Here is a 26,267-nt window from a genome sequence, read left to right as displayed (position 1 = left end):
CTCAGCGCGCAGCCGGATCCATGGCATCTGTCGTTCGCGTCAGAACCATGATGGCCAAGGGGACCGCGGCGATGGAGAGCAGCTCCCCCACCAGCGACGTGGCCATCACGGCAGGGTAATCCGAGAGGCTTTGGGCACTCCACGACAATCTGCCGGACAGCCCCACGAACGCCGTCGAGGCGATCCAGAGGCCCCACCAGGTGCCCAGGATCCCGGCCATCAGGTTGGCGCGCGAGGCCACCACGAGGTCCTTCACGTTCTGGAAGGGGAACCACCAGGAGACCACCGGGATGAGCCACGACACGACGTGCCACACGGGCGCGCGACGGATGGCGGTCGGGTTCGCCGCGCGGACGCGGACTGCGGCGCGGTACTGCCACACCAGCCAGCAGATCCCTGCCGCCAGCAGGAGCGCCGACGACCCGAGGCTGCCCGGCACGGAGAGCCTGTCGTAGAGCTCGAGATCCGAGACCGGCGCGACTCCCCTGTCGAACGCCTCGATGGCGACGAGCCCCCACGCCTCGACGAGAACGGCGAAGAAGGAGAACACCGCGCCGACGATGAGGAGGATGCGGGTGGCCCCCGCGATGCCACGGAGAGGTCGAACGATCGCGGGCGTCGGCCACGACGCCGGCGCAGCAGGCGGGGGCGTGGCCGTCCACTCCCTGCCGTTCCAGTACCGCAGCTCGTTGCCGGCGTGCGGCGCCGGGTACCACCCGGCAGGCGCGCTCGCATGATCCGTCATCGTGATTCCCCCCACGTGTTCCTGCCATCCGCTCTGCACACTATCGGGTTCAGGTCGCGGTACCGTCACGTCATGGACCGAGCGCGCACGAGAATCCTCACCGAGATCGAGCAGACCTTGGACCCCGGCGAATCGGTCGTCGTCGCGCTCCATACGTCCAACGGCGACACGGGACACGTGCAGCCTCACGAAGGGGTCCTCGTCGCCACTGATCGGCGGCTGCGCTTCCGCGGGAAGAGCGGGTGGGCTGGCCGGCAGGTTCACGACGGGTCTTTCCCATACTCGGAAATCCGCGACCTGGCGTTCTCCCGCATCGATGTCACTTCCTCAGCCGGCACGTACGGCGCCATCATCACGAAGGGTCGTCTCGCCCGACCTGTGGCGGCGTCTCCTGGGTGTTCGAGCGTCAGGGCCTTGTGGCCGTGGCGGACGATCGAGATGTCGAGGCGCTCGCAGGCGAGATCGAGTCGCGGATCCGCGCTCTGGATATGGCTCCTGCGGGGGCGTGACCGCAGAGGCAGCGGCTGTCGTCGAACGACGAAAGCCCGGACCTTTCGAGGTCCGGGCTCTTCGTTGGCTCCCCGGCTTGGACTCGAACCAAGAACCTATCGGTTAACAGCCGATTGCTCTGCCAATTGAGCTACCGAGGATCAGCCGCCCGTCGCCGGGCAACCACACAATCGTAGCAAAGCCGGAGGGGTGCTCGTGACATCAGCCGCCGATGCGTGTCGCCTCGTCGGGGGTCCAGAGAACCGCGTCCAGAGTCCGCCCGACGCCGACCGGGTGCCCCGCGCGCAACACGAGAACCTGCGCGTCGAGATCGGTGACGAGTTCCCTCTCGTTCGTCACGACCAGCAGTGCCATGCCCTCCGCCGTCCGTCGCAGGAGGGCGTCACGGACAGCGGGACGGACGTCCACGTCGAGATTCGCATACGGCTCGTCGGCGATGAGCACTTTCGGGTCGAGGACGAGGCTGCGGGCGATCGCGACGCGCTGACGCATGCCCGAACTGAGCTCGTAGGGGTACTTCTCCGAGGCGCCGATGGGCAGCTGCAACTCGTCCAGGAGCGCGGCGACGCGGAGGGCGAGCGCGCGCTCATTGACACGGCGATCGCGCGCCGTGATGGGTTCGGCCACGATCTCGGAGATCGTCAGCCTCGACGGCAGCGCCGAGTTGACGCCCTGCGCCAGGTGGCCCGTCCGGTAACCGCGGATGCGGCGTGCACGACCACGGGCCCGCAGGGAGATCCCGGCGACTTCGCCCGTGCCGCCGACGACGCGGAGATCACGGTGGTCCGCGCCCGCGAGACCCGACGCGAGGCTCGACTTGCCCGAGCCTGTCGCACCCATGACCGCGACCGTTTCACCGGGCAACACCCGCAGAGAGACTCCGTCGACGACGCGGGTGTCGGCGGAGAGCCGGGCGATCGACAGATCCGAACAGAAGATCGCGGCATCCGCGTCGGTCAATCGAGGCATGCGATCCATCCTCATCCTTCCGGGCACGCGATGCCAGTTCAGCCCCGCTGTCTCCGGCCACGTACGAACGGGGGTGTGCGTGGCTGGTGCAAGAGTGCGGGCATGACGGAAGTAATGGAAAGCCCCGATGATGAGGCATATCTGGCTGCCGCCGCGGGGATCGTTGCGGACGTCGAAGACATCGGGGTCGAGTTCGCCCGGGTGAAGATTCGTGAGCTCCGCGCCTTGGCTGCCGTGGGGCGGTTGGCGGACGCGCAGGGCGCACCTCGGAACGCGAGAGTCCAGGTGCACGACATGGTGCTGCGGTCGATCTCGGCCGAGGTCGCCGGAGTGATGCGGATGACCGACCGGCCCGTTCAACGTCGGATCGGCGAGGCTCGGACGATCATCGAAGTATTCCCCGCTTCGGTGGCCGCATGGGAGGCCGGGCGGATCGTCCAGGGACACGTCAAAGCGATCGTCGACGCCGGATTGAACTTGCCTGGAGAGATGTGGGCGCAGTTCGAAGCGATCGCGATCGAACGATGCGACCGCCAGACGCCGAACCGGGTTCGGGGTGAGATCGACCACACCCACGGCCACGCCCTCGGCGGCAAGACCGCACTCTCCAACCTCGCCCACCTGTGCCAACGGCATCACTCGATGAATCAGTTCACCGCCTGGCGCGTTCGACAAGTCCAGGGTGGAGTCCTGGATTGGACCTCACCCCTCGGCAGGACCTATCGAGAAGACGCACCCACGCCGGCCGTCGCCTTCATGCCTGCCCCAGCACAACCCGGAGACCCGGCTCCGTCCTGACCGCCGTGCCCTTCCGAGAGACCGCGCACCCTCAGTGCTCGAGTCCCTCGTGCCGACAACCTCGGGGACTTCGAGGGTCAGATCGAGTCGGCCAGCGTCCGCCGTCGCTGATCGAGGTCGCGGAGAGCAACGCGGACAGCCCGACCCTGCTCCGACTCCGCGGATACACGCTGAACCTCGCCGAGCAACTCGGCCTTCTCGCGATCCATCGCGCGGAGCCGTAGGCGCCGGCACATCGCGCGCGCGGACGTCTTCGCTTCGATCTCCGTCAGGGCCGGGAAAGACGAGGTCAGCAGCTCCGCGGCGAGTCCCCGGTACGGCTCACGCGTCGCATCGACCGCCGCCGTCGACCACCCCACACGAGACCGGTCCGGCTGCGCGATGACCGCCTGTCGGACCGCCTCGAGCGCGGGATGCTCCATGGGGATCTGGAGCGCCGCATCCACCTCACCGGCATCCAAGACATGCCCGTACTGCAGCACGCCCATCAGCGCGTCACGCTCGAGGGTCGCGCTCGCGGTGCGCGGCAGACTCGCCATCGTCACCCGGACCGGGGCCGCACCCTCGTCCGGTGTCTCAGCCGGAGCGGGACCGCGCTCGCGGGGCGCGTGGCTGCCCCGCGCGGCCCGCTCTACGGCCGGCGTCACCTCGCCCAGGTCCATTCCGAGCTTGCGCGCCAGAACGCGGGTGTATCCCGGCCGCAGCGACGGGTCGCGGATCTCGGCGACGATCGGGGCGGCGGCGCGCAGCGCACCGACGCGACCTTCGACACTGCGCAGGTCGAACCCCGCCAGCTTCTGGTCGATGACGAACTCGAACATCGGAGCCTTCGCGTCCATCAGCGCCCGCACGGCACCGTCGCCCCGGTTCAATCGCAGGTCGCAGGGATCCAGGCCGTCCGGCGCGACGGCCACGTACGTCTGAGCGGCGAATCGCTTCTCATCGGCGAAGGCGCGCAGTGCCGCCTTCTGGCCCGCGGCATCCGGGTCGAAGGTGAAGATCACTTCGCCGGCCGCGCTGTCATCGCCCATGACCCGACGGAGCACCGTGATGTGGTCCGAGCCGAATGCCGTCCCGCAGGTGGCGATGGCCGTCGTGATGCCGGCGAGATGGCACGCCATGACGTCCGTGTAGCCCTCGACGACCACGACGCGGTGAGACCGCGACACGTCCTTCTTCGCGAGGTCGAGGCCGTACAGGACCTGCGCCTTCTTGTAGATCGGCGTCTCGGGGGTGTTCAGGTACTTCGGGCCCTGGTCGTCGTCGTAGAGCTTGCGGGCACCGAAGCCGATCGTCTGCCCGGTCAGGTCGCGGATGGGCCAGACGACGCGACCTCGGAACCGGTCGTACACGCCGCGCTGCCCCTGTGAGACGAGACCCGCCGTCGCAAGCTCCTCGTCGCTGAACCCCTGGGCGCGGAGCGCGTCGCGCATGTTGTTCCAGCCCTTGGGCGCGTACCCGACCCCGAAGTGCGCGGCGGCCCCGGCGTCGAAACCCCGCTCGCCGAGGAAGCGACGCCCGGCATCCGCCTCAGCCGTCGCCAGCTGCGAACGGAAGTACTCGGCCGCCGCGGTGTTCGCCTGGTAAAGGCGCGTGCGACCGCTCGTCTCGGGCGCGGCGCCGCCGTCCTCGTAGTGCAGCTGGTAGCCGATGCGCGCGGCCAAACGCTCGACGGCCTCCGTGAACGTCAGGTGGTCCATGTTGCGCAGGAACGAATAGACGTCACCCGATTCGCCGCATCCGAAGCAGTGGTAGTACCCCGCCTGAGGCCTGACGTTGAAGCTCGGGCTCCGCTCATCGTGGAACGGGCAGAGCCCCTTCATCGAGCCGACGCCGGCGGACTTCAGCGCGACCCGCTCACCGACGATGTCGACGATGTTGGTGCGCGCCTTCACCTCGTCGACGTCAGCCTGACGGATGCGAGCCATCAGAGACCTTCGATCGGTTCGGGCAGCGCGTACCCGGGGTTCGCGGCGACACGCGAGCCCGCGGGCCACAGGCCGAGTTCGCGCAGGTCGACAGGACCCACCAGCGCGGAGTGCCATTCGATGGCGAACCGGTCGGTCAACGTCGCTACCTGGTCGACGACGACCCGCTTGCGCTCGGCATCCGTCTGCGCCGCGGCGAAGTCGACAGCGTGGATCCGGTCGAGGTGTTCGGGACGCTCCAGCAGGGCCGACGCAAGCCGCTTCAATACCCGACGCTGCTCCTTGTAGAGACCCTTGCGACCGTCGATCGACACGACGAACGCGCCGATCGTTCCCTTCAGGACCGCCATTTCGGCTTCGATGACGCGCGGCACGATCATCCGACCGCGGTAGCGCGTCAGTGCGGGGGTGTCGTAGTGCTCACGCGTCGCGGCGGTCGCGGCCCGCGCGAAGCGGCCGATGAAGTCCGAGGTCAGGTTCTTGAGGCGTGCGACCGACGCGCGCGTCCCGTCGAACTCCGTCATCCACTCCGGCAGGCGCACCAGACGGTAGAGCGCATCGGCGAGCTCGTCACGGCTGAAGCCGAGGCCCACCCACGCCTGGATCGCCGTCAGCAGCGACTCGCGCTCGCGGCTGTCCGCGAGGCGCCGAGGGTCGAGATACCCGTTGAGCACCGCATCCTCGAAATCGTGCACCGAGTAGGCGATGTCGTCGGAGAGATCCATGACCTCGGCCTCGATGCACCGCACCCGGCCGGGCGCACCCTGCCGCATCCAGTGGAAGATCGCCTCGTCCTCGGCGTACACACCGAACTTCTGCCGCCCGCCCGGATCGGGGATGGCGTGATCGGCCGTCCACGGGTACTTGCACGTCGCATCGAGGCTCGCGCGGGTCAGGTTGAGGCCGAAGCTCTCGCCGTCGTCGTCGACGACCTTGGGCTCCAGCCGCGCGAGGATGCGCAGCGACTGCGCGTTGCCCTCGAAGCCGCCGATGTCCTCAGCCCACTCGTTGAGTGCTCGCTCGCCGTTGTGTCCGAAGGGCGGATGCCCGAGGTCGTGGCTCAGGCAGGCGGTGTCGACCACGTCGGGCGAGAGCTCGAGCGCGATCGCGAGTTCGCGGCCGACCTGCGCGACCTCGAGCGAGTGCGTCAGTCGGTTGCGCGCGAAGTCGTCGGGACTCGCCGGGCTCAGCACCTGGGTCTTCGCGGCTAGGCGACGGAATCCGGCGGAGTGCAGAACTCGCGCCCGGTCACGCGCGAAACCGTCGCGGAGGGAACGGTGCTTCTCAGGATGGAACCGCTCGGCGTCGTGGTCGTCGTAGCCCGTGGGACGTCCGGCGGCGATACCCACGCTCGCGCCGGTCACCGCCTCAGCCGCCACTGGTGTCGAGCTCCGCATCGGCGAGGGCGGTGGATGCCGCATGTCCGATCTCGCGCGAGTCCAGCCAACCGTCGGGCAGCGCAGGTCGCTTGGGCGTTCCCGCACGCCCGCGCTGGCCCTCGGCGGCCGCGCCGGGATACGGCGCCTCGAGATCGAGGGTCGCGAGCAGCTCGTCGATCTCCTCGAGACTGGAGACCGTCGCGAGCTTCGCACGGAGGTCACCGCCCACCGGGTACCCCTTGAAGTACCAGGCGACGTGCTTGCGGATGTCGCGGCAGCCGCGGTCCTCGCTCTCGAAGAACTCGACCAGGAGCTCCGCGTGGCGTCGGAAGGCGGCCGCGACGAACCCGAGCGTCGCGTCGACCGGAGCGGCGGCGTGACCGGTGCCGAGCTCGCGCGCCAGGTCACCGAAGAGCCAGGGGCGGCCAAGGCATCCACGTCCGACGACGACACCGTCGCAGCCGGTCTCGGCCATCATCCGGCGCGCGTCCTCCGCCGACCAGATGTCGCCGTTGCCGAGGACGGGGACGCTCGTCACCGTCTCCTTCAGCTTCGCGATCGCGGACCAGTCGGCGTGCCCCGAGTAGAACTCGGACGCCGTCCGGGCGTGCAGCGCGACGGCGGCGACACCGGCGCCCTCGGCGATCCGACCGGCCTCGAGGTAGGTCAGGTGGTCCGAGTCGATGCCCTTGCGCATCTTCACGGTCAGCGGGACGGAACCTGCGGCTTTCGCGGCGCGCTCGACGATCTCGCGGAACAGTTCCGTCTTCCACGGCAGGGCCGCGCCGCCGCCCTTGCGGGTCACCTTCGGGACCGGGCAGCCGAAATTGAGGTCGACGTGATCCGCGTGGTCCTCTTCGACGATGATCCGGACGGCAGCCTCGACGGTGGCCGGGTCGACGCCGTAGAGCTGGATCGAGCGCGGGGTCTCGGACTCGTGGTGGCGGATCAAGCGCATGGTCGTGGCGTTCCGCTCGACGAGCGCGCGAGTGGTGATCATCTCGCTCACATAGAGGCCGGCACCGTACTCGCGGCACAGGCGTCGGAAGGCGGTGTTGGTGATGCCCGCCATCGGCGCCAGCACGACGGGCGCGTCGAGGGTGATGGGCCCGATGCGCAGCGGCGCGGGCGGAGCGAGGGTCGTCGACATATCCTTCACATTCTCCCAGACGGCGAGCGCATCGGGCATCTGCGCGAGTCCTATCGTGGACACATGACCGAAACCTCCTCCCTGCGAGAGATCCCGTTCACCACCGCAGACGGGAAGGAGGCGACCCTCGGCGACTTCGGAGACAAGGCGTTCCTCATCGTGAACGTCGCGTCGAAGTGCGGGCTGGCTCCCCAGTACGAGCAGCTCGAGGAGCTGCAGAAGCAGTACGGCGACCAGGGCCTGCAGGTCATCGGCTTCCCCTGCAACCAGTTCATGGGCCAGGAGCCGGGGTCGATGGAGGAGATCCTCGACTACTGCGCCGTCAATTGGGGCATCACGTTCCCCATCATGGACAAGGTGCGCGTCAACGGTTCGCACGCCGCTCCGCTCTACAAGGCGCTGAAGAAGTCCCCGAACGCCGAGCGTGCCAAGGGACCGGTGATGTGGAACTTCGAGAAGTTCCTCGTGACCCGTGACGGCGAGCTGCACCGCTTCCGCCCGCAGACCAAGCCGAACGAGCCCGAGGTGATCTCGGCGATCGAGAAGGCCCTCGCCTGATAACTCGCACGAACGACGAAGGCCGCATCCCCGATCCGGGATGCGGCCTTTGTCGTAGGAGAAGAGATCAGCTCGCGGCGGGCGCCTCGGCGCGCTCGGCCCACACCTGGCGGGCGATCTGCGCGAACGCCGCGGGAGGCTGCGCACCGCTCACGCCGTACTTGCCGTCGATGACGAAGAACGGAACGCCTTGGATGCCGTAAGCCTGTGCCTGTGCTTGGTCGGCGCGCACCGCCTCGAGGTAGCGACCAGAATCCAGCGCGTCGCGCGTTTGGTCGGGGTCGAGACCCGCCTCAGCGGCGAGGGCGACGAGGTCATCGATCTTCCCGACGTGACGGCCCTCGGTGAAGTACGCCGACATGAGGCGCTCGGTCATCTCCTTCTGGAGACCCTGCTCCTTCGCGAAGTGCAGCAGCTCGTGGGCCTTGACCGTGTTGGTGTGCTTCAGGATGTCGAAGCGGTAGCCGAGTCCGGCGTCGGCGGCGACGCCGGTCACACGGTCGAGCATCTGCTGCACCTGGTCGGCCGGCATCCCCTTGTACTCGGAGAGGAAGTCGATCTCGGTTCCGTCGAAGTCGACGGGGGTGTCCGGGGACAACTCGTACGAGTGGAAGGTCACCTCCACGCGGGGGGCGTCGGCGTCTGCAGCCGTCTCCGCCAGCCCGGTCTCGAGGTTGCGCTTTCCGATGTAGCACCACGGGCAGGCGATGTCGCTCCACACGTCGATCTTGATGGGTTCCGTCACACCTGCTGCAACGCGCATTCGCCCTCGCGCTATTCCCTTGTGCGCTCCTAGGCTGACGGGATGCTCTCGGCCGACGACCCGCTCCCGTTCCGCCCGCAGCGCGTCGTGATCGCCGGGACCACGGGCGTCGGCAAGTCGACGCTGGCTCGGCGGCTGGCGGAGCTGTGGGAGCTCGAGTACACCGAGCTCGACTCGCTCTTCCACGGTCCCGGGTGGACGACCCGACCCGAGTTCTTGAGCGACGTCCGCCGCGTGGCGGACGGGGAGCGGTGGGTGTCGGAGTGGAACTACTTCGGTTCCGGCGGCGGACAGATCCTCGGGGAGCGCGCCGACCTCGCCGTCTGGCTCGACCTGCCGCGCCGCATCGCCCGCGCGCGGCTGCTCCGCCGCACGCTGCTCCGCCGCATCCGTCGCGAGCGACTCTGGAACGGCAACGTCGAGCCGCCGCTGCGGACCGTCTTCCGCGACCCCGGTCACATCCTCCGGTGGGAGATGCGCACGCATGCCACGTGGAAGACGCGGATGCCGGTGGTCGCCGCCGAGTACGGCCTGCCCGTCGTCCGCCTCACGCACCCCCTCGAGGTGGAGCGCTGGCTGGCCGGCCCCGCTGTCGACGCCCCCTGACCGTCAGGACGCGGTCGGCGCGTCCTTCGCTCCGCCGAAGCGGCGATCCCGCGACAGGTACAGCTCGATCGCGCCCCACAAGTCCGTGCGGGAGAAGTCGGGCCAGAGCGTGTCGAGGAAGACCATCTCGGCGTAGGCCGCCTCCCACAGCAGGAAGTTCGACGTCCGCTGCTCCCCGCTGGAGCGGACGAACAGGTCCACGTCGGGCATGTCGGGCACGTACAGGTGGCGGCGGAGCGTCTTCTCTGTGATGGCGGAGGGTTTGAGCTTCCCGCGGGCGATCTCCTCGCCCATCGCCCGCATCGCGTCGACGATCTCGTGGCGTCCCCCGTAGTTGACGCACATCGTCAGAGTGAGTCCCGTGTTGCCGGAGGTGAGCTCCTCCGCGTACTGGAGCTCCTTGATGACGGAGCCCCAGAGCCGGGGCTTCCGTCCCGCCCAGCGGATGCGGACGTCCCACTCGTTGAGCTGATCGCGACGTCGGTGCAGCACGTCGCGGTTGTAGCCCATGAGGAAGCGCACCTCCTCGGGCGAGCGCGCCCAGTTCTCGGTCGAGAAGGCGTAGACGCTCAGGTGCTTCACGCCCGCCTGGACCGCCCCGGCGACGACGTCGAGGAGGACCTCCTCGCCCGCACGGTGTCCCTCGATGCGCGTGAGCCCGCGGCGGTTGGCCCAGCGGCCGTTGCCATCCATGACGATCGCGACGTGAGCGGGAACCGAGCCCTTCGGGAACTCCGGCGGGTACACGCCGGTCCAGTCGAGGGGGCGGTAGGGCACCGCGTCGCGATGCGTGTACGGCTTGGGACTCACCGAGGCGCCTCCAGGTGGGACAGGGAACGGATGCCTCGTTCAGTGTGCCACTGCGCATAGGCCGCGATGAGACCGGAGGATGCCGCGGTGGCTCCGTGGGTGGCGGCATCCACCACGTCCCACTCCCCCGCCAGCAGGGCACGGAGCAGGCCCGCGGTCTCGGGACTGATACGCGGTGAACCGGCCGGCGCGCACGCGGAGCAGACGATGCCGCCCAGCTGAGCGACGAACCAGTCGTGCGGTCCGGGCGCGCCGCACCGGGCGCACTCCTGCAGCGACGGGGCCCACCCCGAGAGCGACATGACGCGGAGCAGGTAGGAATCGAGGACCGATCGCGGTGCGTGATCGCCGCGCGCCAGCGCGCGGAGACCGCCGACGAGGAGCAGATACTGCTGCGGCGTCGTCTCGGCCTCGTTGAGCCGATCGGCTGTCTCGGACATGGCGGATGCCGCGGTGTAGCGGTCGTAGTCCGTCGCGATGTCGGCGCCGTAGGCCCCGAGGGACTCCGCCTGCTGCACGATGTCGAGCGAGCGGCCCTTGTACATCTGCACGTCCGCCACCATGAACGGCTCGAGCCGCGCACCGAACTTAGACGACGTGCGGCGGACGCCCTTCGCGACGGCGCGCACTTTGCCGTGACGACGGCTCAGCATCGTCAGGATGCGGTCCGCCTCACCCAGCTTGTGGGTGCGCAGGACCACGACCTCGTCGCGGTAAGTGGGCACCCATCGATTATCCCGTGACCAGGCACAATGAAGGCGTGACCGAGCCGCAGTTCCTCATCCCCCTCTGGGCGGACCTCACCGCCGTCGGCCTCGGCGGCGTGCAGGGCGCCCTCTTCGCCTCAGGGTTCCAGGGTCAGCGTCGCCTCGATCTCCTCGGGGTCGCCATCATCGGCGTCGTCATGGGGCTCGGCGGCGGCATGATCCGCGACCTGCTGCTCAGCACGACCCCCGTCGCCCTGCAGAGCGACGGCTACCTGATCACCGTCACCGCCGCTGCGCTGGTCGGGATGCTGCTCGCGAACGTGTTCCAGCGCCTCAACGCGGTCATCGTGGGCCTCGACGCCGTCGCGATCGGCATGTTCGGAGCGCTCGGGACGACGAAGGCGCTCGCCCTCGGTCTCCCGCCCATCCCCTCGATCTTCGTCGGGGCGTGCGCCGCCGTCGGCGGGGGTCTGCTCCGCGACGTGTTCATGGGACTCCCCGTCGCCATGATGCACGTCGGCTCGCTCTACGCCGTCGCTGCCGCTGTCGGATGCGCCGTCCTGGCGGTCCTGGACGTCCTCGGCGTCTCCGCCGTTCCGGCCGCGATCACGTGCATCGCGGTGACCGCCGTCATCCGCGTTCTCGCGGTCGTCTTCGACATTTCCCTGCCCGAGCAACGCGCGCTGTACCGCAGGAAGGTCGCCGTCGAGACCTCGACGATCCCGATCATCAAGCCCTGATCGGGCGCCGACCGACGGCGACCTTCTGCGAGAGTCAGACGCCCGCCAGCTCGCTCTCGTGGGTGCGGGTGCGGATCGCGCGGTTCACGGCCGACACGATCGCCTTGAGGCTCGCGGTCGAGATGTCACCGTCGATTCCGACGCCCCACAGGCGCTGGTCCTCGACCTGCAGCTCGACGTAGGCGGCCGCGTGCGCATCGCCGCCGGCGCCGAGGGTGTGCTCGACGTAGTCGTACAACGAGATCTCGAACCCACGCTCGCCGAGGACCTTCAGGAAGGCCGCGATGGGACCGTTGCCCGCGCCCGTCGCCGCCACGCGCTCGTCGCCGTCGCGGAGCGTCACCTCGAGGGCCACGTCCCCGGACATGTCGCTCTGCGTGCGGGTCGACAGGAGCTCGAACCGACCCCACTTGTCGTCGGCCGCACGGGCAGGCAGGTACTCGTCGGAGAAGATCGACCAGATCTGACCGCTGGAGACCTCGCCGCCCTCGGCATCCGTCTTGGCCTGCACGACCCCGGAGAACTCGATCTGAAGCTTGCGGGGCAGATCCAGCGAATGGTCGGACTTCAGCAGGTAGGCGACGCCGCCCTTGCCCGACTGCGAGTTGACGCGGATGACCGCCTCGTACGACCGCCCCAGGTCCTTCGGGTCGATCGGCAGGTACGGGACGGCCCACCCGATCTCGTCGACGGTGACGCCGGATGCCTTCGCCCGCGCCTCCATCGCCTCGAAGCCCTTCTTGATGGCGTCCTGGTGCGAGCCGCTGAATGCGGTGAACACCAGGTCACCCGCCCAGGGGCTCCGTTCGGGGACCGGCAGCTGGTTGCAGTACTCCGCCGTGCGCTTGACGTGGTCGATGTCGCTGAAGTCGATCTGGGGGTCGATGCCCTGCGTCAGCAGGTTGATCCCCAGGGCGACCAGGTCGACATTGCCGGTGCGCTCGCCGTTGCCGAAGAGGCATCCTTCGATCCGGTCGGCGCCGGCCATGTAGCCGAGCTCCGCGGCGGCGATCGCGGTGCCGCGGTCGTTGTGGGGGTGCAGCGACAGGATGACGTTCTCGCGGTGAGCCAGGTTCCGGCTCATCCACTCGATCGAGTCGGCGTAGACGTTCGGCGTCGCCATCTCGACGGTCGCCGGCAGGTTGATGATGACCTTGCGCTCGGGCGTCGGCTCGAAGACCTCGATCACCTGGTTGCAGACGTCGACGGCGAACTCGAGCTCGGTCCCGGTGTAGCTCTCGGGAGAGTACTCGTAGTAGACGGCGGTCTCGGGGATCGTCTTCTCGTACTCGCGGCACAACCGCGCACCCTCGAGGGCGATGTCGATGATGCCCTGCTGGTCTGTCCGGAAGACGACCTCGCGCTGCAGCACGCTCGTGGAGTTGTACAGGTGGACGATCGCCTGCTTCGCCCCGGCGATCGACTCGTACGTGCGCTTGATCAGGTGCTCGCGCGCCTGCGTCAGCACCTGGATCGTGACGTCCTCGGGGATGAGGTCCTCGTCGATCAGCTGCCGGACGAAGTCGAAGTCGGTCTGGCTCGCGCTCGGGAAACCGACCTCGATCTCCTTGTAGCCCATCTTCACGAGCAGCTCGAACATGACGCGCTTGCGCTCGGGACTCATCGGATCGATGAGCGCCTGGTTGCCGTCACGGAGATCGACGGCGCACCAGCGGGGCGCGACCTCGATGCGGTTGCTCGGCCACGTGCGGTCGGGCAGATCGACGCGGATCTGCTCGTGATACGGGCGGTACTTGTGGATCGGTGCGCCCGAGGGCTTCTGGGTGTTTCGCATGATGGGTGCTTCTTCTCTCGTCACTGGTGCGGACCCACGACAACCTCCGCGACGAGTTGGTCCTAGATCGAGGACTCGTCGCGGCGACGAAGAAGGAGGCCGCAGAAGCGCATACCGACACGTTACACCCCGCTCGCGGCGCTCGACATTCTGAGACGGATGCCGCGCCGCCGACACTCTCGGGGCATGATGCACCGTCGCTCCCTCGCCGCCCTCGTCGCCGGCGCCGCCCTCCTGCTCACCTCGTGCGCCGCCGCCGCCGATGCGGGGGGCTCCGCCGCCCCTCCGGGAGCGGCGCTCGCCGCGCTCACCCCCGAGGCCCCCACCGGCGAGGTCATCGCCCAGGGAACGGTCCTCGACGACGGATCGTCCGTCGAGCTGTGCCTCGGGGCCGTCGCCGAATCCGCGCCGCCGCAGTGCAGCGGCATCCCGCTCTCCGGCTGGTCGTGGGCGGGCCTCGACGACGCCGCCTCGATGGGCGACGCCACCTGGGGGACCTATGCCGTCTACGGCACCTACGACGGCGACGCGTTCACGGTGACGCGCACCCCCGTGCCCCTCGCCCTCTTCGATCCGGTGACCGCTCCCGACCCCACGGAGGGGAAACCGGGCACGGCCACGGCGGCGGACGTCGCGTCCATCCAGGACGCGATCCCCGACGCGATCGGCGACGCCTACCTCGCATCCTCGGAGCAGGACGGCTGGGTGTTCGTCGACGTGGTGTGGGACGACGGCACCTGGCAGGAGGCCGCCGATCAGGACTTCGGGGCCGGCAAGGTGATCGTGCGCTCGGCGATCCGGGAGATCAGCTGACGGCGCCTCAGGTCAGCAGGGCGAGCTTGCCGCCGGGGTGCCCCTCCTTGAGGAAGCGCGCCGCCTCGACCGCGTCGGCGAACGGGTAGGTGCGTGCGACGGGCACCTCGAGCAGCCCGCGACGCGCGAGATCGACGAGCTCTCCCCGGACGGCATCGCGGAACGCGGCGCTCGCGGGCAGCATCCCGCCGATCGCGACGATGCCTTCGGACTCCAGGTCGCGACGGACGATCGTGATGATGCGCTTACGGTCCTCGATGAGCGCGAGGGAGGCGTCGATCGCCTCATCGGTCCCCACGCCGTCGAGCGATGCGACGAAGGCGGCGCCACCCGCGGCATCCTTCGCTCTGTCGATGAGGCCCGGACCGTAGGCGATCGGGATGCCGCCGTAGCGCCGGACGACGTCGGCGTTGCGCTCGCTCGCCGTCCCGACGACGCGGACGCCGCGCACCGCCGCCTGCTGCAGGAAGCTGACACCGACGGCGCCGGATGCCGCGTGGAAGAGCACGGTGTCGCCGCGGCCCGCGCCGCTCAGCTCGAGCAGCTCGGCGGCCGTGGCGCCCGCCAGGAACAGGTTGGCCGCCTCGGGATGCGTCACCGTCGCCGGCTTCGCGAAGGCCTTCTCTGCCGGAATGGTCACCTCGGTCGCGTATCCGCCACGCAGTCGGAACGCGAGGACCTCGTCGCCGATGTTCGCGTGCCCCGAGCCGATCTCCGTGTCAGGACCCAGAGCGGTGATCTCACCGGAGACCTCATAGCCGAGAGGGAACGGGAACGACGCATCGGGTCGGGTCGGGTACTTGTAGTCGGCGGGGTTCATTCCGATAGCGTGCACCCGGATCGTCACCTCGCCGGCTGCGGGCGCGGGGACGTCCACCTCTCGCAGCTCCCGCTCGTCCAGCCCGTCGGGACCGGTCGCGAACCATGCCTGTGCCATGACGTCGTCCTTCCGTGGTGCCGGCGTCGCCGGTCAGAATCCGAGGCGCCCCAACTGCTTGGGGTCGCGCTGCCACTCCTTCGCGACGCGCACGCGCAGCGAGAGGAACACGCGACCGCCGACGAGCGGCTCGATGCCGGCGCGCGAGCGCGCGCCGACGTCTTTCAGTCGCGATCCGCCGCGACCGATGATGATCGCCTTCTGACTGTCGCGCTCGACGACGATGTTGGCGTACACGTCGGTGAGGTCGCTGTCCTCGCGGGCGGCGATGTCCTCGACGGTCACGGCGATCGAGTGCGGCAGTTCGTCGCGGACGCCGTCGAGCGCCGCCTCGCGGATGATCTCGGCGATCCGATCCTCGAGGCTCTCGTCCGTGACGATGCCCTCCGGGTACAGGGCGGGACCGGTCGGCATGAGCTTCAGCAGCTCGTCGGCCAGCACGTCGAGCTGGTCGTCGGTCACGGCGGACAGCGGGATGACGGCGTCCCAGTCCTCGCGGAGCGCGTCGACCTCCATGAGGCGCTCGGTGATCTCCTCGCGCGACGCGATGTCGACCTTCGTGACGATGGCGACCTTCTTCGCCCGGCCGTAGCCGTCGAGGGATGCCGCGATGCGCCGGTCGCCGGGGCCGACCTTCTCGGTGGCCGGCACGAGGAACCCGATCGCGTCGACGTCGCCGAGCACCTGCTCGACGAGGTCGTTCAGCCGCTGGCCCAGAAGGGTCCGCGGCTTGTGGATGCCGGGGGTGTCGACGATCACGAGCTGACCGCCCGGGCGGTTGAGGATGCCGCGGATCGCCTTGCGCGTGGTCTGGGGCTTGTCGCTCGTGATCGCGACCTTTTCGCCGACGAGGGCGTTGGTCAGGGTCGACTTGCCGACGTTGGGACGTCCGACGAACGTCACGAAACCGGAACGGCTGCTCACGGTCACTCCGATCCCCGCGCAACGCGGATCTCTGCGGTGGAAGGGGTTCCGGGTTCGGCGGTCGGGCGCTCGGCGCGCTCGACGAACACCGTCGCGAGGCCGCGACCCCGGCCGAGGGACGTGCCGCCGGTGAGGACGAGCCCGCTGTGCTCGACGCGCACTCCCGGGACGGGGACGCTGCCGAGCGCCTTGCCGAAGAGGCCGCCGATCGAGTCCACGTCGTCGTCCTCGAGTTCGATCCCGAAGAGGTCTCCGACCTCGTCGAGCGCCAGACGGGTGCTCACACGGAAACGCCCGCCGCCGAGGTCTGAGACCTCGCTCGTGCGCAGGTCGTACTCGTCGGCGATCTCGCCCACGAGCTCCTCGATGAGGTCTTCGAGCGTCACAAGTCCCGACACCCCGCCGTACTCGTCGACGACGAGGCAGACGTGCACGGCTTCGCGCTTCATCTGCTGCAGGAGGGTCTCGGCGCGCATCGATTCAGGGACGAAGACGGCGGGCCGGGCGACCTGGGCGACCGGCACTCCGCGCCAGGCGGTCTCGTCGCGGTAGGCGAACTGCACGAGGTCCTTGAGGTACACGACGCCGGTGATGTCGTCGGCCTCGCCGTCGGCGATCGGGATGCGCGAGACGCCCTTGTCGAGGAAGAGGGTCATCGCCTCCTGCGTCGTGGCCGCGGCATCCATCGTCACCATGTCGGTGCGGGGCACCATCACGGCACGCACGAACCGGTCGGTGAAGTCGAAGACGGAGTGGATGAGGTCGCGGTCATCGGCCTCGATGAGGTCCTGCGAGGCGGCCTCGTCGACCATGCTCAGCAGCTGCTCCTCCGACGCGAAGGACGCGCCGCGGTGGATGCCGGGGGTCAGGCGGTCGCCGAGGAGGACCAGCAGGTGCGCGAGCGGGCCCAGCACGATGCGCGCCCCGCGGATGAGCCCGGCGCACGCCTTCAGGAACCCCTTCGCGTGCTGACGGCCCACGGCGCGCGGCGATGCGCCCACGAGGACGAACGAGGCGACCGTCATGACGACGACCGCAGCGAGCATGGCCCACCAGATGTTGTCGAAGACGAGGGTGAGGGCGACCGTGACGAGGACGGCCGCTGCAGTCTCGATGAGGATGCGGATGAAGACGACGGCCGTGCGGTGCGCGTCCGGGTCCGCCGCGATCCGCCGCAGACTCGCGCCGGTGCGCGCCTCATCGGCTAGATCCGCGAGGTCCGTACGCGAGGTCACATCGAGCGCGGCCTCCAGCGAGGCCATCAGGCCGCCGAGCGCGACGAGGAGCCCCGCCGCGACGAAGAGGAGGATCTCGGTCATGCGCGCCGGTGGCGCTCGCTCGTGTGGAACGCCCCGATGAGCTCCTTCTGGAGTCCGAACATCTCGCGTTCCTCTTCGGGCTCCGCGTGGTCGAATCCGAGCAGGTGGAGCAGGCCGTGCGTCGTCAGGAGGATGAGCTCGTCCATCGTGGTGTGCTTCGCCGCCTGCGCCTGGGTCTCAGCGACCTGGGGGCACAGCACGATGTCGCCGAGCAGCCCGGGAGGGGTGGGGGCCTCGTCGGTGCCGGGGCGAAGCTCGTCCATGGGGAAGCTCAGCACATCGGTCGGCCCGGGCTCGTCCATCCACTGGACGTGCAGCGCCTCCATCGCTCCCTCGTCGACGAGAAGGATCGCGACGTCGGCATCCGGGCTCACGTGCAGCTCGGCGAAGTTGTTCTCGGTGAGGCGGAGGAGGACGGTCTCATCGACCTCGACGCCGGACTCGTTGGTGATCTCGATGGTCATGAACGTCCTCGCTTGGGCTGTCGATCTCGGGGGCCGGCGGGGCGCAGGCCCGTCCGGCGCTCGGCGCGGTTGGCGAACTCGCTCGCCTCGTCGCGCTCACGGCGCGCCACGAGCTTCTCCTCGTCGTAGGCGGTGTACGCGTCGACGATGCGGCCGACCAGCGTGTGACGCACGACGTCATCGCTCGTGAGGCGTGAGAAGTGGATGTCGTCGATGTCCTTCAGGACTCGGGTGACCAGGCGCAGACCCGACGCGCCCTGCGGCAGGTCGACCTGCGTGATGTCACCGGTCACGACCATCCGGGTGCCGAAGCCGAGGCGCGTGAGGAACATCTTCATCTGCTCGGGCGTCGTGTTCTGCGCCTCGTCGAGGACGACGAACGAGTCGTTGAGCGTGCGACCGCGCATGTACGCGAGGGGGGCGACCTCGATGGTTCCCGACGCCATGAGCTTGGGGACGAGCTCGGGGTCCATCATCTCGTTCAGGGCGTCGTAGAGCGGGCGGAGGTACGGGTCGATCTTGTCGGTCAGCGTTCCGGGGAGGAATCCGAGCCGCTCCCCCGCCTCGACGGCGGGACGGGTCAGGATGATGCGGCTGACCTCCTTGCGCTGCAGCGCCTGGACGGCCTTCGCCATCGCGAGGTAGGTCTTGCCGGTGCCGGCGGGGCCGATGCCGAAGACGATCGTGTTCTCCTCGATCGCGTCGACGTACTCCTTCTGACCGCGCGTCTTGGGCCGGATGACCTTCCCGCGCGAGGACAGGATCGCCTCGCCGAGCACCTCGGAGGGACGCATGCCGCTGTTCTCGCGGAGGATGCGGTTCGATTGGGTCACGTCGCTGGGGTCGAGGCCCTGACCCGCTCGCGCCATGCCGATCAGCTCGTCCACGAGCTCGTGGGCGCGGGCGACGGCGCCCTCGTCACCGGTGAGGGTGATCTCGTTGCCGCGGACGTGCACCTGCACGTCGGGGTGTTCGCGTTCCACGGTGCGCAGCAGACGGTCCTGCGGACCGAGTAGCTGCACCATGGCGACACCGTCGGCGTAGATGTGCGCGACGGTGGGTTCGGCGCTGTCAGCCACCGAGGCTCCCTTCCGTGAGCCCGCCGCCCAGCACGTGTGCATGGACGTGGAACACGGTCTGTCCGGCATCGGGGCCGGTGTTGAATACGAGTCTGAAGTCTCCGCCTGCGTGCTCGGCGGCGACGCTGTTCGCGAGGCCGATCAGCTCGGCGAGGAGGGCGGGGTCGCCTGCCGCGAGCTCGACCACGTCGCGGTAGTCCTCGGTCTTGGGGATCACGAGGAGATGGACGGGTGCCTGCGGGGCGATGTCGCGGATCGCGAACGCATTGTCGGTCTCGGCGACGATCTCGGAGGGGATCTCACCCCGGAGGATGCGGGTGAACACCGATGGCTCGCTCATCCCCCCAGTCTACTCAGCGCCTTCCCGCGCCGGTCGGGACCGCCTCACCAGCGACCGAGGGCGGCATTGACGACCGCGAGGGCAGCAGGACCCGCTGTGGAGGTGCGCAGCACCGTGTCGCCGAGCCGCACCAGCGTCGCGCCCGCGGCCTGCAGCAGATCGAGTTCCTCGGGCGAGATGCCCCCTTCGGGCCCCACGACGAGGATCACGTCGCTCGCGTCGTCCGCATCGATCTCGATGCGCGACAGGGCGACGGATGCCGTGGGTTCGAGCACCAGCATCCGCGCGCCCCGGGCACGCGCCGCCAGCTCCCGCGTCGTCACCGGCTGGTCGAGGTCGGCGAGCCAGGGCCGGTGGGCCTGCTTCGCCGCCTCGCGGGCGATGGTCTCCCAGCGCGCGACGCCCTTGGCGACCTTCGGGCCCTCCCACCGCGAGACCGAACGGGCGGCCTGCCACGGCGTGATCGCATCGACACCGAGCTCTGTCGCGGCCTGGACGGCGAGCTCGTCGCGGTCGCCCTTCGCGAGGGCCTGGACGAGGACGGTGCGCGGGGACGCCGGCGGCACCGACGCACGACCGGAGACCTCCACCGAGACCTCCTTCGGGGCGGCCTCGGACACCGTCCCGCTCAGCCACACGCCGCGGCCGTCGCCGACCGTGACTGCCTCGCCCACACGGATGCGGCGGACGGCCGCAGCGTGGTGCGCTTCGGCCCCCGTCAACCGGACGACATCGCCCGGACCGGCGGCCCCGGCATCCTCGATCAGGAAGTGGAGGGCCACGATCAGCGCTTGAACTTGCCGCGGAGCTTGGAGAACAGGCCCGGGTGGAACTCCGCCAGGTGCGGCGGGGCGGGGCGCATCCGCTTCGCGAGCTCCTGCACGAGAGCCCGGGACTTGGGGTCGAGGTGCGAGGGAGTGACGACCTGCACGCCGACGCGGAGGTCGCCGCGCTGGTCGCCGCGGAGGGGCGTGATCCCCCGGCCGCGGATGGTGAGCTCGTCGCCCGCCTGGACGCCGGAGCGGATGTCGAGGTCGACGGAGCCGTCGAGCGAGTCGATCGTGACGCTCGTGCCGAGGATCGCGTCGACCATCGAGACCTCGAGGGTTGCGAGCAGGTCGTCGCCGTCACGGCTGAACACGTCGTGCGGGGCGACGGTGACCTCGAGGTACAGGTCGCCGTTCGGACCGCCGGCGGGGCCGACCTCGCCCGAACCGGGGAGCTGGAGGCGCAGACCGGTCTCGACACCGGCGGGGATGTCGATCGACACGGTGCGGCGCGCGCGCACACGGCCCTGGCCCTGGCAGGTGGAGCACGGGTACGGGATGGTCGTGCCGTACCCCTGGCACGTGGTGCAGGGCTGGGAGGTGACGACGTTGCCGAGGAGGCTCCGGACCGTCCGCTGGATCTGACCCGATCCGTGGCAGATGTCGCACGTGACCGGCTGGGTGCCCGGCTGGCAGCACGAGCCCTGGCAGGTCTCGCAGAGGACGGCGGTGTCGACCTCGATGTCGCGGTGGACGCCGAAGACGACGTCGCCGAGGTCGAGGTCGACGCGGACGAGGGCATCCTGACCGCGCTCGCGACGGGACCGGGGCCGTCCCGCGCGGGTTCCGCCTCCGCCGCCCCCGAAGAAGCTCTCGAAGATGTCGCTGAAGCCGCCGAAGCCGGCACCGGCCCCGCCGAAGCCGCCGGCGTCGCCGCCCATGTCGTAACGCTGGCGCTGGTCGGGGTCGCTCAGCACGTCGTAGGCGTGCGTCACGAGCTTGAACTGCTCGGACGCATCCTCTCCGGGGTTCACATCCGGGTGCAGCTGGCGCGCCAGACGCCGGTATGCCTTCTTGATCTCCTCGGGGCTCGCGTCACGCGCGACGCCCAGGACCTCGTAGTGGTCAGCCACAATCACCTCTCCGGCCCGCGGGCCGATTCGTTCAGCGCGACGTCTCGTCTTCTTCGAGCAATCGCGTCAGATAGTGCGCGACGGCGCGAACCGCCGCGAGATTCGTGGGGTAATCCATCCGTGTGGGCCCGAGCACACCGATGCGGGCGTGAGACCCCCCGGCGTCGTACTCGCCCGCGACGATGGATGCCTCGGACAGCCCGAACGGCTCGTTCTCGCGCCCGATGCTGGTCGCCAGTCCGCGATCGTCGGCGACCATCTCGCCCATCAGACGCAGGAGGGTCACCTGCTCCTCGATCGCCTCGAGGAGGGGATAGATGCTGCCGCGGAAGTCCGACTCGCGGCGCGCGAGGGTCGCGGACCCCGCCATCACCATGCGGTCCTGGCGGAACTCGTCGAGCTCCTCACCGATCGCCCGCAGCACGATGCGACGGTTCTCCTCGCGCGGCGCGGCGGTCTCGGCCTCGAGGATCTTCGCGATCGCCGCCGCACCGTCTTTGACGCTCTTGCCGGTGAGCAGCGCCGTCATCGTGAGCTTGAGCTGCGACGCTTCGTCGGCGGACGGCTCGGTCGCAAGGAAGACGACACGCTGCGAGACCCGACCGGTGTCGGTCACGACGATGATGACGATGCGCGTGCCGCCGAGGTGCACGACCTCGACGTGCGAGACGTTGGCCCGCGCGAACGACGGGTACTGGACGATCGCGACCTGGCCGGTCAGCCGGGTGAGGGAACGGACCGTCCGGACGAGCAGGTCGTCGAGGTCGCCCGTGTCCTCAAGGAAGGCCCCGATCGCGGAGCGCTGCGCCGAGGTGAGGGGGCGGACATCGGCGAGGTGATCGACGAAGACGCGGTAGCCCTTGTCGGTGGGCACGCGGCCCGACGAGGTGTGCGGCGCGGTGATGAGCTCCTCGTCCTCGAGGAGCGCCATGTCATTGCGGATGGTCGCAGCCGACACGCCGAACTGGTGACGGTCGACGATCGCCTTGCTGCCGACCGGCTCGCGCGTGTCGACGTAGTCCTGCACGATCGCACGCAACACCTGAAGACCGCGTTCCGAGACCATCACCCCTCCTCCGCTGGCACTCTCGTTCTGGGAGTGCCAATTCTATCGCGCGAGAAGCGATCTGCTCGGATCACGCGGTGAGCGCGCGGACGACGGCGTCGGCCAGGAGCCGCCCGCGCCTGGTGAGGACGATGCGCCCGCGGACGGCCGCAGCGCCGTCGACGAGTCCGTCGGCGATGAGGGATGCCACGTTCCGCCGCCCCTCGACGGTCGCCTCGTCGACCGCGACGCCGTCGACGATGCGCGAGCGGAGCAGGATGACCTCGAGGCGGTGGGCCTCGGCATCCGGTCGCTCCCGTCCCGCCGCCGGGGACTCCCCCAGCGCCAAGCGCTGCGCGTACGCAGCCGGGTGCTTCACGTTCCACCAGCGCAGGCCGCCGACGTGGCTGTGCGCACCGGGACCGTAGCCCCACCAGTCCTGACCCCGCCAGTACGACAGGTTGTGGCGCGAGCGCTGCGCAGGGCTCGTCGACCAGTTCGAGACCTCGTACCACCCGTAGCCGGCGGCAGCCAGCATCTCGTCGGCCAGCTCGTACATGTCGGCCTGCAGATCGTCGTCGGGGGCGGGCACCTCGCCGCGGCGGATCTGACGCTCGAGCTTCGTCCCGTCCTCCACGATGAGGGCGTACGCCGAGATGTGATCGGGGGTGAGTGCGATCGCCGTCTCGAGCGACGTGCGCCAGTCTTCCAGCGACTCCCCCGGCGCGCCGTAGATGAGGTCGAGGCTGACGGCGACCCCGGCATTCCGCGCCGCGGCGACGGCGGTCGCGATGTTCGCGGGGTCATGGGTGCGGTCGAGCGCCGCGAGGACGTGCGGCACGGACGACTGCATGCCGATCGAGAACCGCGTGACGCCGGCGGCAGCGAGTGTCCTCGCGACCTCGTCGGTCAGAGTGTCGGGGTTCGCCTCGACCGTCACCTCTGCACCGTCGGCGAGCCCGAAGGAGTCGCGGATCCCGCCGAGCATGCGCGCGAGGTCCCCCGGCGGCAGGAGCGTGGGGGTGCCGCCGCCGAAGAACACCGTCCGGGCCGCACGCAGTGGGCCCTGTGCCGCGAGAACATCGCGTGAGAGCGCGATCTCGTGCAGGACCTCGTCGGCATAGGCGTCCTGACGCGCACCGCGCAGCTCGGTCGCCGTGTACGTGTTGAAGTCGCAGTAACCGCAGCGCACGCGACAGAACGGCACGTGCAGGTAGACGCCGAAGTCGACATCGGGATCGACCGGGACGTCGTGCGGCAGCGCACCGTCGGCGGGCGCGGGATCGCCCAGGGGAAGAGCAGAGCCCATCAGGAACCGGTGGCGTACATGGGCGACATCGCCTGCAGGTACCCCTGGAACAGCGCACGGCGACGCCGCTTCACGAGCGGACGCCACAGGCGGTAGAGGACGCCCGTCGGCTTGTCGAACGCGCGGACCGTGAACCAGACCTCGTCGTCGTCCCGCCACTCGAGCAGGAACGACTCCTCGCCGCTGACGACCGATCCGCCGACGGTGCCGAGCGAGAACCCGACCCGACGCGGCTCGTCGATGACCGAGATGACGCGGAGTTCGGCATCCGCCCTCATCCCCGCGACCCGGCCGTGGAGGTGCGCCGTCGTGCCGGCGCCCACGAACGGGGTGCCGTCGGCGTCGAAGCGCTGTTCATCGTCCAATCGGCTCGGCTGCACCGCGTTGCCCTCGGCGTCGAAGCCGACGCCCGAGTACATGGGGCCGGATGCCGGGCGCACGTCGACGACCTGCAGACCCGCCCCGCGCTGGGCACCCCACCCGAGGAGTTGCTCGGTCGAGGTGACGAACCGGTCCTCACCGCTGCCGAGGCGCCATGACGCCTCCGCCGGGGTCGTACCCTGCGGCGGATAGCCCATGAGGTCGGGGGCTTGCGTGGCCCCGACGGCGGCGTAGTCGACGGTCCCTGCCTGGAAACTCCCGCGGCGCATCGTGTCAGCCTACTTCTTGTCCTTGCCCTCGACATCGCCCGAGAGGGCGGCGATGAACGCCTCCTGGGGGACCTCGACGCGGCCGACCATCTTCATGCGCTTCTTGCCCTCTTTCTGCTTCTCGAGCAGCTTGCGCTTGCGACTGATGTCACCGCCGTAGCACTTGGCGAGGACGTCCTTGCGGATGGCACTGATGTTCTCGCGGGCGATGATGCGGGCGCCGATGGCGGCCTGGATCGGCACCTCGAACTGCTGGCGTGGAATGAGCTTGCGCAGGCGCTCGGTCATCAGCGTGCCGTAGGCGTAGGCCTTCTCGCGGTGGACGATCGAGCTGAACGCGTCGACCTTCTCGCCCTGCAGCAGGATGTCGACCTTCACGAGGTCCGCGGTCTGGGAGCCCGCCGGTTCGTAGTCGAGGCTCGCGTAGCCCTGCGTCTTCGACTTCAGGTGATCGAAGAAGTCGAACACGATCTCACCGAGCGGCATGTTGTAGCGGAGCTCGACGCGGTCCTCGCTGAGGTAGTCCATGCCGAGGAGCGTTCCGCGACGCGACTGGCAGAGTTCCATGACCGTGCCGACGTAGTCCTTCGGCAGGAGGATGCCGACCTTGACCACCGGCTCGGACACCTCCGCGACTCGACCGTCCGGGTACTCGGACGGGTTCGTCACAGTGACCGTCTCGTTGGTGTCGGTCGTGACCGTGTAGGTCACCGACGGCGCCGTCGTGATGAGGTCGAGGTCGAACTCGCGCGAGAGGCGCTCGGTGATGATCTCGAGGTGCAGGAGACCGAGGAACCCGCAGCGGAAGCCGAAGCCGAGGGCGACGGACGTCTCGGGCTCGTACTGCAGGGAGGCGTCCGAGAGCTTCAGCTTGTCGAGCGCCTCGCGGAGCACGGCGTAGTCGCTGCCGTCGATCGGGTAGATCCCCGAGAACACCATCGGCTTCGGGTCGGTGTAGCCGGCCAGCGCATCGGTCGCGGGCTTGCGGTGGTTCGTGATCGTGTCGCCGACCTTGGATTGGCGGACGTCCTTCACACCCGTGATGAGGTAGCCGACCTCGCCGACGCCGAGGCCCTTGGTGGGCACCGGCTCGGGGCTCGACACGCCGATCTCGAGCAGGTCGTGGGCGGCGCGCGTCGACATCATCTGGATCCGCTCGCGCGGCTCGAGCTTGCCGTCGACCATGCGGACGTAGGTGACGACGCCGCGGTAGGCGTCGTAGACCGAATCGAAGATCATGGCGCGCGCGGGGGCGTCGGGATCGCCCACGGGAGCCGGGATGCGCTCGACGATCCGGTCGAGGAGGGCTTCGACGCCCATGCCGGTCTTGCCGCTCACCTTGAGGACGTCGGCCGGGTCGCCGCCGATCAGGTTCGCGAGCTCCGCCGCGTACTTCTCGGGGTCGGCCGCCGGCAGGTCGATCTTGTTGAGGACCGGAATGATCTCGAGATCGTTCTCGAGGGCGAGGTAGAGGTTCGCGAGCGTCTGGGCCTCGATGCCCTGTGCGGCATCAACCAGGAGGATCGCGCCCTCGCACGCGGCGAGCGACCGGCTGACCTCGTACGTGAAGTCGACGTGACCGGGGGTGTCGATCATGTTGAGGGCGAACGTGCCGTCGTCGGTGGCCCACGGCATCCGGACAGCCTGGCTCTTGATCGTGATGCCGCGCTCACGCTCGATGTCCATGCGGTCGAGGTACTGGGCGCGCATGTCGCGGTCGGCGACCACGCCGGTGATCTGCAGCATGCGATCGGCCAGCGTGGACTTGCCGTGGTCGATGTGGGCGATGATGCAGAAGTTGCGAAGCTGCGCGGGCGGCGTGGCCGCAGGCTGCAGGGGCGTGAGTGCGCGGGGTGACATGACCAGGCGAGTCTACCGGCGACCGGCTGCGAGCTCGGTCCGCAGATCGGGCAGGATAACCGCTCGCGCCGACGACACGCCAGCGCACGAAGTCATGAGAAAGAGTTAACCGATCTGACCCTTGCGGGGTGTCCCGGACCGCCCGAATGCTCAATGTGGCGGTCGGTTC

Annotated in this window: 26 protein-coding genes and 1 tRNA gene; 5 read left to right on the top strand and 22 right to left on the bottom strand. The window is 69.3% G+C overall.

The window, feature by feature from the left end:
- Position 1: 1 nt before the first annotated feature.
- The 3 genes from BLP38_RS04035 to BLP38_RS04025 form a co-directional block, all read right to left on the bottom strand.
- Positions 2 to 745 (bottom strand): DUF4328 domain-containing protein, encoded by a 744-nt coding sequence (locus BLP38_RS04035; RefSeq protein ID WP_091359519.1) that lies wholly within the window; start codon positions 743 to 745, stop codon positions 2 to 4.
- A gap of 574 nt (positions 746 to 1,319) precedes the next feature.
- Positions 1,320 to 1,395 (bottom strand) — tRNA-Asn (locus BLP38_RS04030).
- A gap of 61 nt (positions 1,396 to 1,456) precedes the next feature.
- Positions 1,457 to 2,224 carry an ATP-binding cassette domain-containing protein gene (locus BLP38_RS04025; RefSeq protein WP_231916563.1) on the bottom strand — a complete coding sequence of 256 codons (768 nt, stop codon included), beginning with the start codon at positions 2,222 to 2,224 and terminating at the stop codon, positions 1,457 to 1,459.
- 102 nt (positions 2,225 to 2,326) lie between these two features.
- Between BLP38_RS04025 and BLP38_RS04020 the strand changes: the two genes are divergently transcribed.
- Positions 2,327 to 3,022 (top strand): HNH endonuclease, encoded by a 696-nt coding sequence (locus tag BLP38_RS04020; protein ID WP_091353266.1) that lies wholly within the window; start codon positions 2,327 to 2,329, stop codon positions 3,020 to 3,022.
- Positions 3,023 to 3,099: 77 nt separating this feature from the next.
- Here the strand turns inward: BLP38_RS04020 and dnaG are convergent, their stop codons facing one another.
- From dnaG to dusB, 3 genes are read right to left on the bottom strand one after another with little or no spacing between them, the layout of a single operon-like run.
- Positions 3,100 to 4,950, bottom strand: coding sequence for a DNA primase (gene dnaG, locus BLP38_RS04015; RefSeq protein ID WP_091353263.1), 1,851 nt, complete (start codon positions 4,948 to 4,950; stop codon positions 3,100 to 3,102).
- On the bottom strand, positions 4,950 to 6,347 hold the full coding sequence (locus BLP38_RS04010) for a deoxyguanosinetriphosphate triphosphohydrolase (protein ID WP_231916592.1): 1,398 nt from the start codon (positions 6,345 to 6,347) through the stop codon (positions 4,950 to 4,952). Before BLP38_RS04010 ends, dnaG begins: the two co-directional genes overlap by 1 nt.
- Positions 6,319 to 7,518, bottom strand: a complete 1,200-nt coding sequence (dusB, locus tag BLP38_RS04005) for a tRNA dihydrouridine synthase DusB (protein WP_442922936.1) — start codon at positions 7,516 to 7,518, stop codon at positions 6,319 to 6,321. The genes BLP38_RS04010 and dusB overlap by 29 nt, the downstream gene beginning before the upstream one ends.
- A 24-nt stretch (positions 7,519 to 7,542) precedes the next feature.
- Between dusB and BLP38_RS04000 the strand changes: the two genes are divergently transcribed.
- A complete protein-coding gene (locus tag BLP38_RS04000) occupies positions 7,543 to 8,037 on the top strand; it encodes a glutathione peroxidase (RefSeq protein WP_091353256.1) in 495 nt (164 codons plus the stop codon).
- 67 nt (positions 8,038 to 8,104) lie between these two features.
- Here BLP38_RS04000 and BLP38_RS03995 read toward each other — a convergent pair whose 3' ends face one another.
- Complete coding sequence (locus tag BLP38_RS03995; RefSeq protein WP_091353254.1) at positions 8,105 to 8,782, bottom strand: DsbA family oxidoreductase; 678 nt, start codon at positions 8,780 to 8,782, stop codon at positions 8,105 to 8,107.
- A gap of 60 nt (positions 8,783 to 8,842) precedes the next feature.
- On the opposite strand from BLP38_RS03995, the gene BLP38_RS03990 reads away from it, so the two are divergent.
- Positions 8,843 to 9,406: an AAA family ATPase gene (locus BLP38_RS03990; protein ID WP_091353251.1), complete on the top strand. Its 564-nt coding sequence runs from the start codon at positions 8,843 to 8,845 to the stop codon at positions 9,404 to 9,406.
- 3 nt (positions 9,407 to 9,409) lie between these two features.
- On the opposite strand, the gene BLP38_RS03985 is transcribed toward BLP38_RS03990, so the two are convergent.
- Both BLP38_RS03985 and recO read right to left on the bottom strand, forming a co-directional pair.
- Entirely contained in the window at positions 9,410 to 10,216 is an 807-nt protein-coding gene (locus BLP38_RS03985; RefSeq protein ID WP_091353248.1) for an isoprenyl transferase, read from the bottom strand.
- Positions 10,213 to 10,941, bottom strand: a complete 729-nt coding sequence (gene recO / locus BLP38_RS03980) for a DNA repair protein RecO (protein WP_091353245.1) — start codon at positions 10,939 to 10,941, stop codon at positions 10,213 to 10,215. Before recO ends, BLP38_RS03985 begins: the two co-directional genes overlap by 4 nt.
- A gap of 35 nt (positions 10,942 to 10,976) precedes the next feature.
- Here recO and BLP38_RS03975 point away from each other — a divergent pair, with 35 nt between their 5' ends.
- Positions 10,977 to 11,663, top strand: a complete 687-nt coding sequence (locus BLP38_RS03975) for a trimeric intracellular cation channel family protein (protein WP_091353241.1) — start codon at positions 10,977 to 10,979, stop codon at positions 11,661 to 11,663.
- A gap of 34 nt (positions 11,664 to 11,697) precedes the next feature.
- Here BLP38_RS03975 and leuA read toward each other — a convergent pair whose 3' ends face one another.
- Positions 11,698 to 13,458, bottom strand: coding sequence for a 2-isopropylmalate synthase (gene leuA, locus BLP38_RS03970; RefSeq protein ID WP_091353238.1), 1,761 nt, complete (start codon positions 13,456 to 13,458; stop codon positions 11,698 to 11,700).
- A gap of 186 nt (positions 13,459 to 13,644) precedes the next feature.
- On the opposite strand from leuA, the gene BLP38_RS03965 reads away from it, so the two are divergent.
- Positions 13,645 to 14,271, top strand: a complete 627-nt coding sequence (locus BLP38_RS03965; RefSeq protein ID WP_091353235.1) for a hypothetical protein — start codon at positions 13,645 to 13,647, stop codon at positions 14,269 to 14,271.
- A gap of 7 nt (positions 14,272 to 14,278) precedes the next feature.
- Here the strand turns inward: BLP38_RS03965 and BLP38_RS03960 are convergent, their stop codons facing one another.
- The 12 genes from BLP38_RS03960 to lepA all read right to left on the bottom strand — a co-directional run bounded on the left by BLP38_RS03960 (position 14,279) and on the right by lepA (position 26,098).
- On the bottom strand, positions 14,279 to 15,208 hold the full coding sequence (locus BLP38_RS03960) for a quinone oxidoreductase family protein (protein WP_091353231.1): 930 nt from the start codon (positions 15,206 to 15,208) through the stop codon (positions 14,279 to 14,281).
- A 33-nt stretch (positions 15,209 to 15,241) separates the two neighbouring features.
- Positions 15,242 to 16,138: a GTPase Era gene (era, locus tag BLP38_RS03955; RefSeq protein ID WP_091353227.1), complete on the bottom strand. Its 897-nt coding sequence runs from the start codon at positions 16,136 to 16,138 to the stop codon at positions 15,242 to 15,244.
- Positions 16,135 to 17,451, bottom strand: a complete 1,317-nt coding sequence (locus tag BLP38_RS03950) for a hemolysin family protein (protein WP_091353224.1) — start codon at positions 17,449 to 17,451, stop codon at positions 16,135 to 16,137. The genes era and BLP38_RS03950 overlap by 4 nt, the downstream gene beginning before the upstream one ends.
- A complete protein-coding gene (gene ybeY, locus BLP38_RS03945) occupies positions 17,448 to 17,915 on the bottom strand; it encodes an rRNA maturation RNase YbeY (protein WP_091353220.1) in 468 nt (155 codons plus the stop codon). Before ybeY ends, BLP38_RS03950 begins: the two co-directional genes overlap by 4 nt.
- Positions 17,912 to 19,036 carry a PhoH family protein gene (locus tag BLP38_RS03940; protein WP_442922935.1) on the bottom strand — a complete coding sequence of 375 codons (1,125 nt, stop codon included), beginning with the start codon at positions 19,034 to 19,036 and terminating at the stop codon, positions 17,912 to 17,914. Before BLP38_RS03940 ends, ybeY begins: the two co-directional genes overlap by 4 nt.
- Complete coding sequence (locus tag BLP38_RS03935; protein ID WP_091353211.1) at positions 18,987 to 19,334, bottom strand: histidine triad nucleotide-binding protein; 348 nt, start codon at positions 19,332 to 19,334, stop codon at positions 18,987 to 18,989. Before BLP38_RS03935 ends, BLP38_RS03940 begins: the two co-directional genes overlap by 50 nt.
- 44 nt (positions 19,335 to 19,378) lie before the next feature.
- Positions 19,379 to 20,116, bottom strand: a complete 738-nt coding sequence (locus BLP38_RS03930) for a 16S rRNA (uracil(1498)-N(3))-methyltransferase (protein WP_091353208.1) — start codon at positions 20,114 to 20,116, stop codon at positions 19,379 to 19,381.
- A gap of 2 nt (positions 20,117 to 20,118) precedes the next feature.
- Positions 20,119 to 21,234, bottom strand: a complete 1,116-nt coding sequence (gene dnaJ, locus BLP38_RS03925; RefSeq protein ID WP_091353204.1) for a molecular chaperone DnaJ — start codon at positions 21,232 to 21,234, stop codon at positions 20,119 to 20,121.
- Between the two features lie 31 nt (positions 21,235 to 21,265).
- On the bottom strand, positions 21,266 to 22,300 hold the full coding sequence (gene hrcA / locus BLP38_RS03920) for a heat-inducible transcriptional repressor HrcA (RefSeq protein WP_091353200.1): 1,035 nt from the start codon (positions 22,298 to 22,300) through the stop codon (positions 21,266 to 21,268).
- A gap of 70 nt (positions 22,301 to 22,370) precedes the next feature.
- Entirely contained in the window at positions 22,371 to 23,588 is a 1,218-nt protein-coding gene (gene hemW / locus BLP38_RS03915; RefSeq protein WP_091353197.1) for a radical SAM family heme chaperone HemW, read from the bottom strand.
- Positions 23,588 to 24,238, bottom strand: coding sequence for a DUF1990 family protein (locus BLP38_RS03910; protein WP_091353193.1), 651 nt, complete (start codon positions 24,236 to 24,238; stop codon positions 23,588 to 23,590). Before BLP38_RS03910 ends, hemW begins: the two co-directional genes overlap by 1 nt.
- 9 nt (positions 24,239 to 24,247) lie before the next feature.
- Positions 24,248 to 26,098 (bottom strand): translation elongation factor 4, encoded by a 1,851-nt coding sequence (gene lepA / locus BLP38_RS03905; RefSeq protein WP_091353190.1) that lies wholly within the window; start codon positions 26,096 to 26,098, stop codon positions 24,248 to 24,250.
- Between the last annotated feature and the right edge of the window lie 169 nt (positions 26,099 to 26,267).

Origin of the sequence: Microbacterium sp. LKL04, assembly GCF_900102005.1 — a bacterium.
GTDB lineage: Bacteria > Actinomycetota > Actinomycetes > Actinomycetales > Microbacteriaceae > Microbacterium.
Note: the sequence above shows the minus strand (reverse complement) of the source record. Positions and strands in the feature narration are given on the sequence as shown.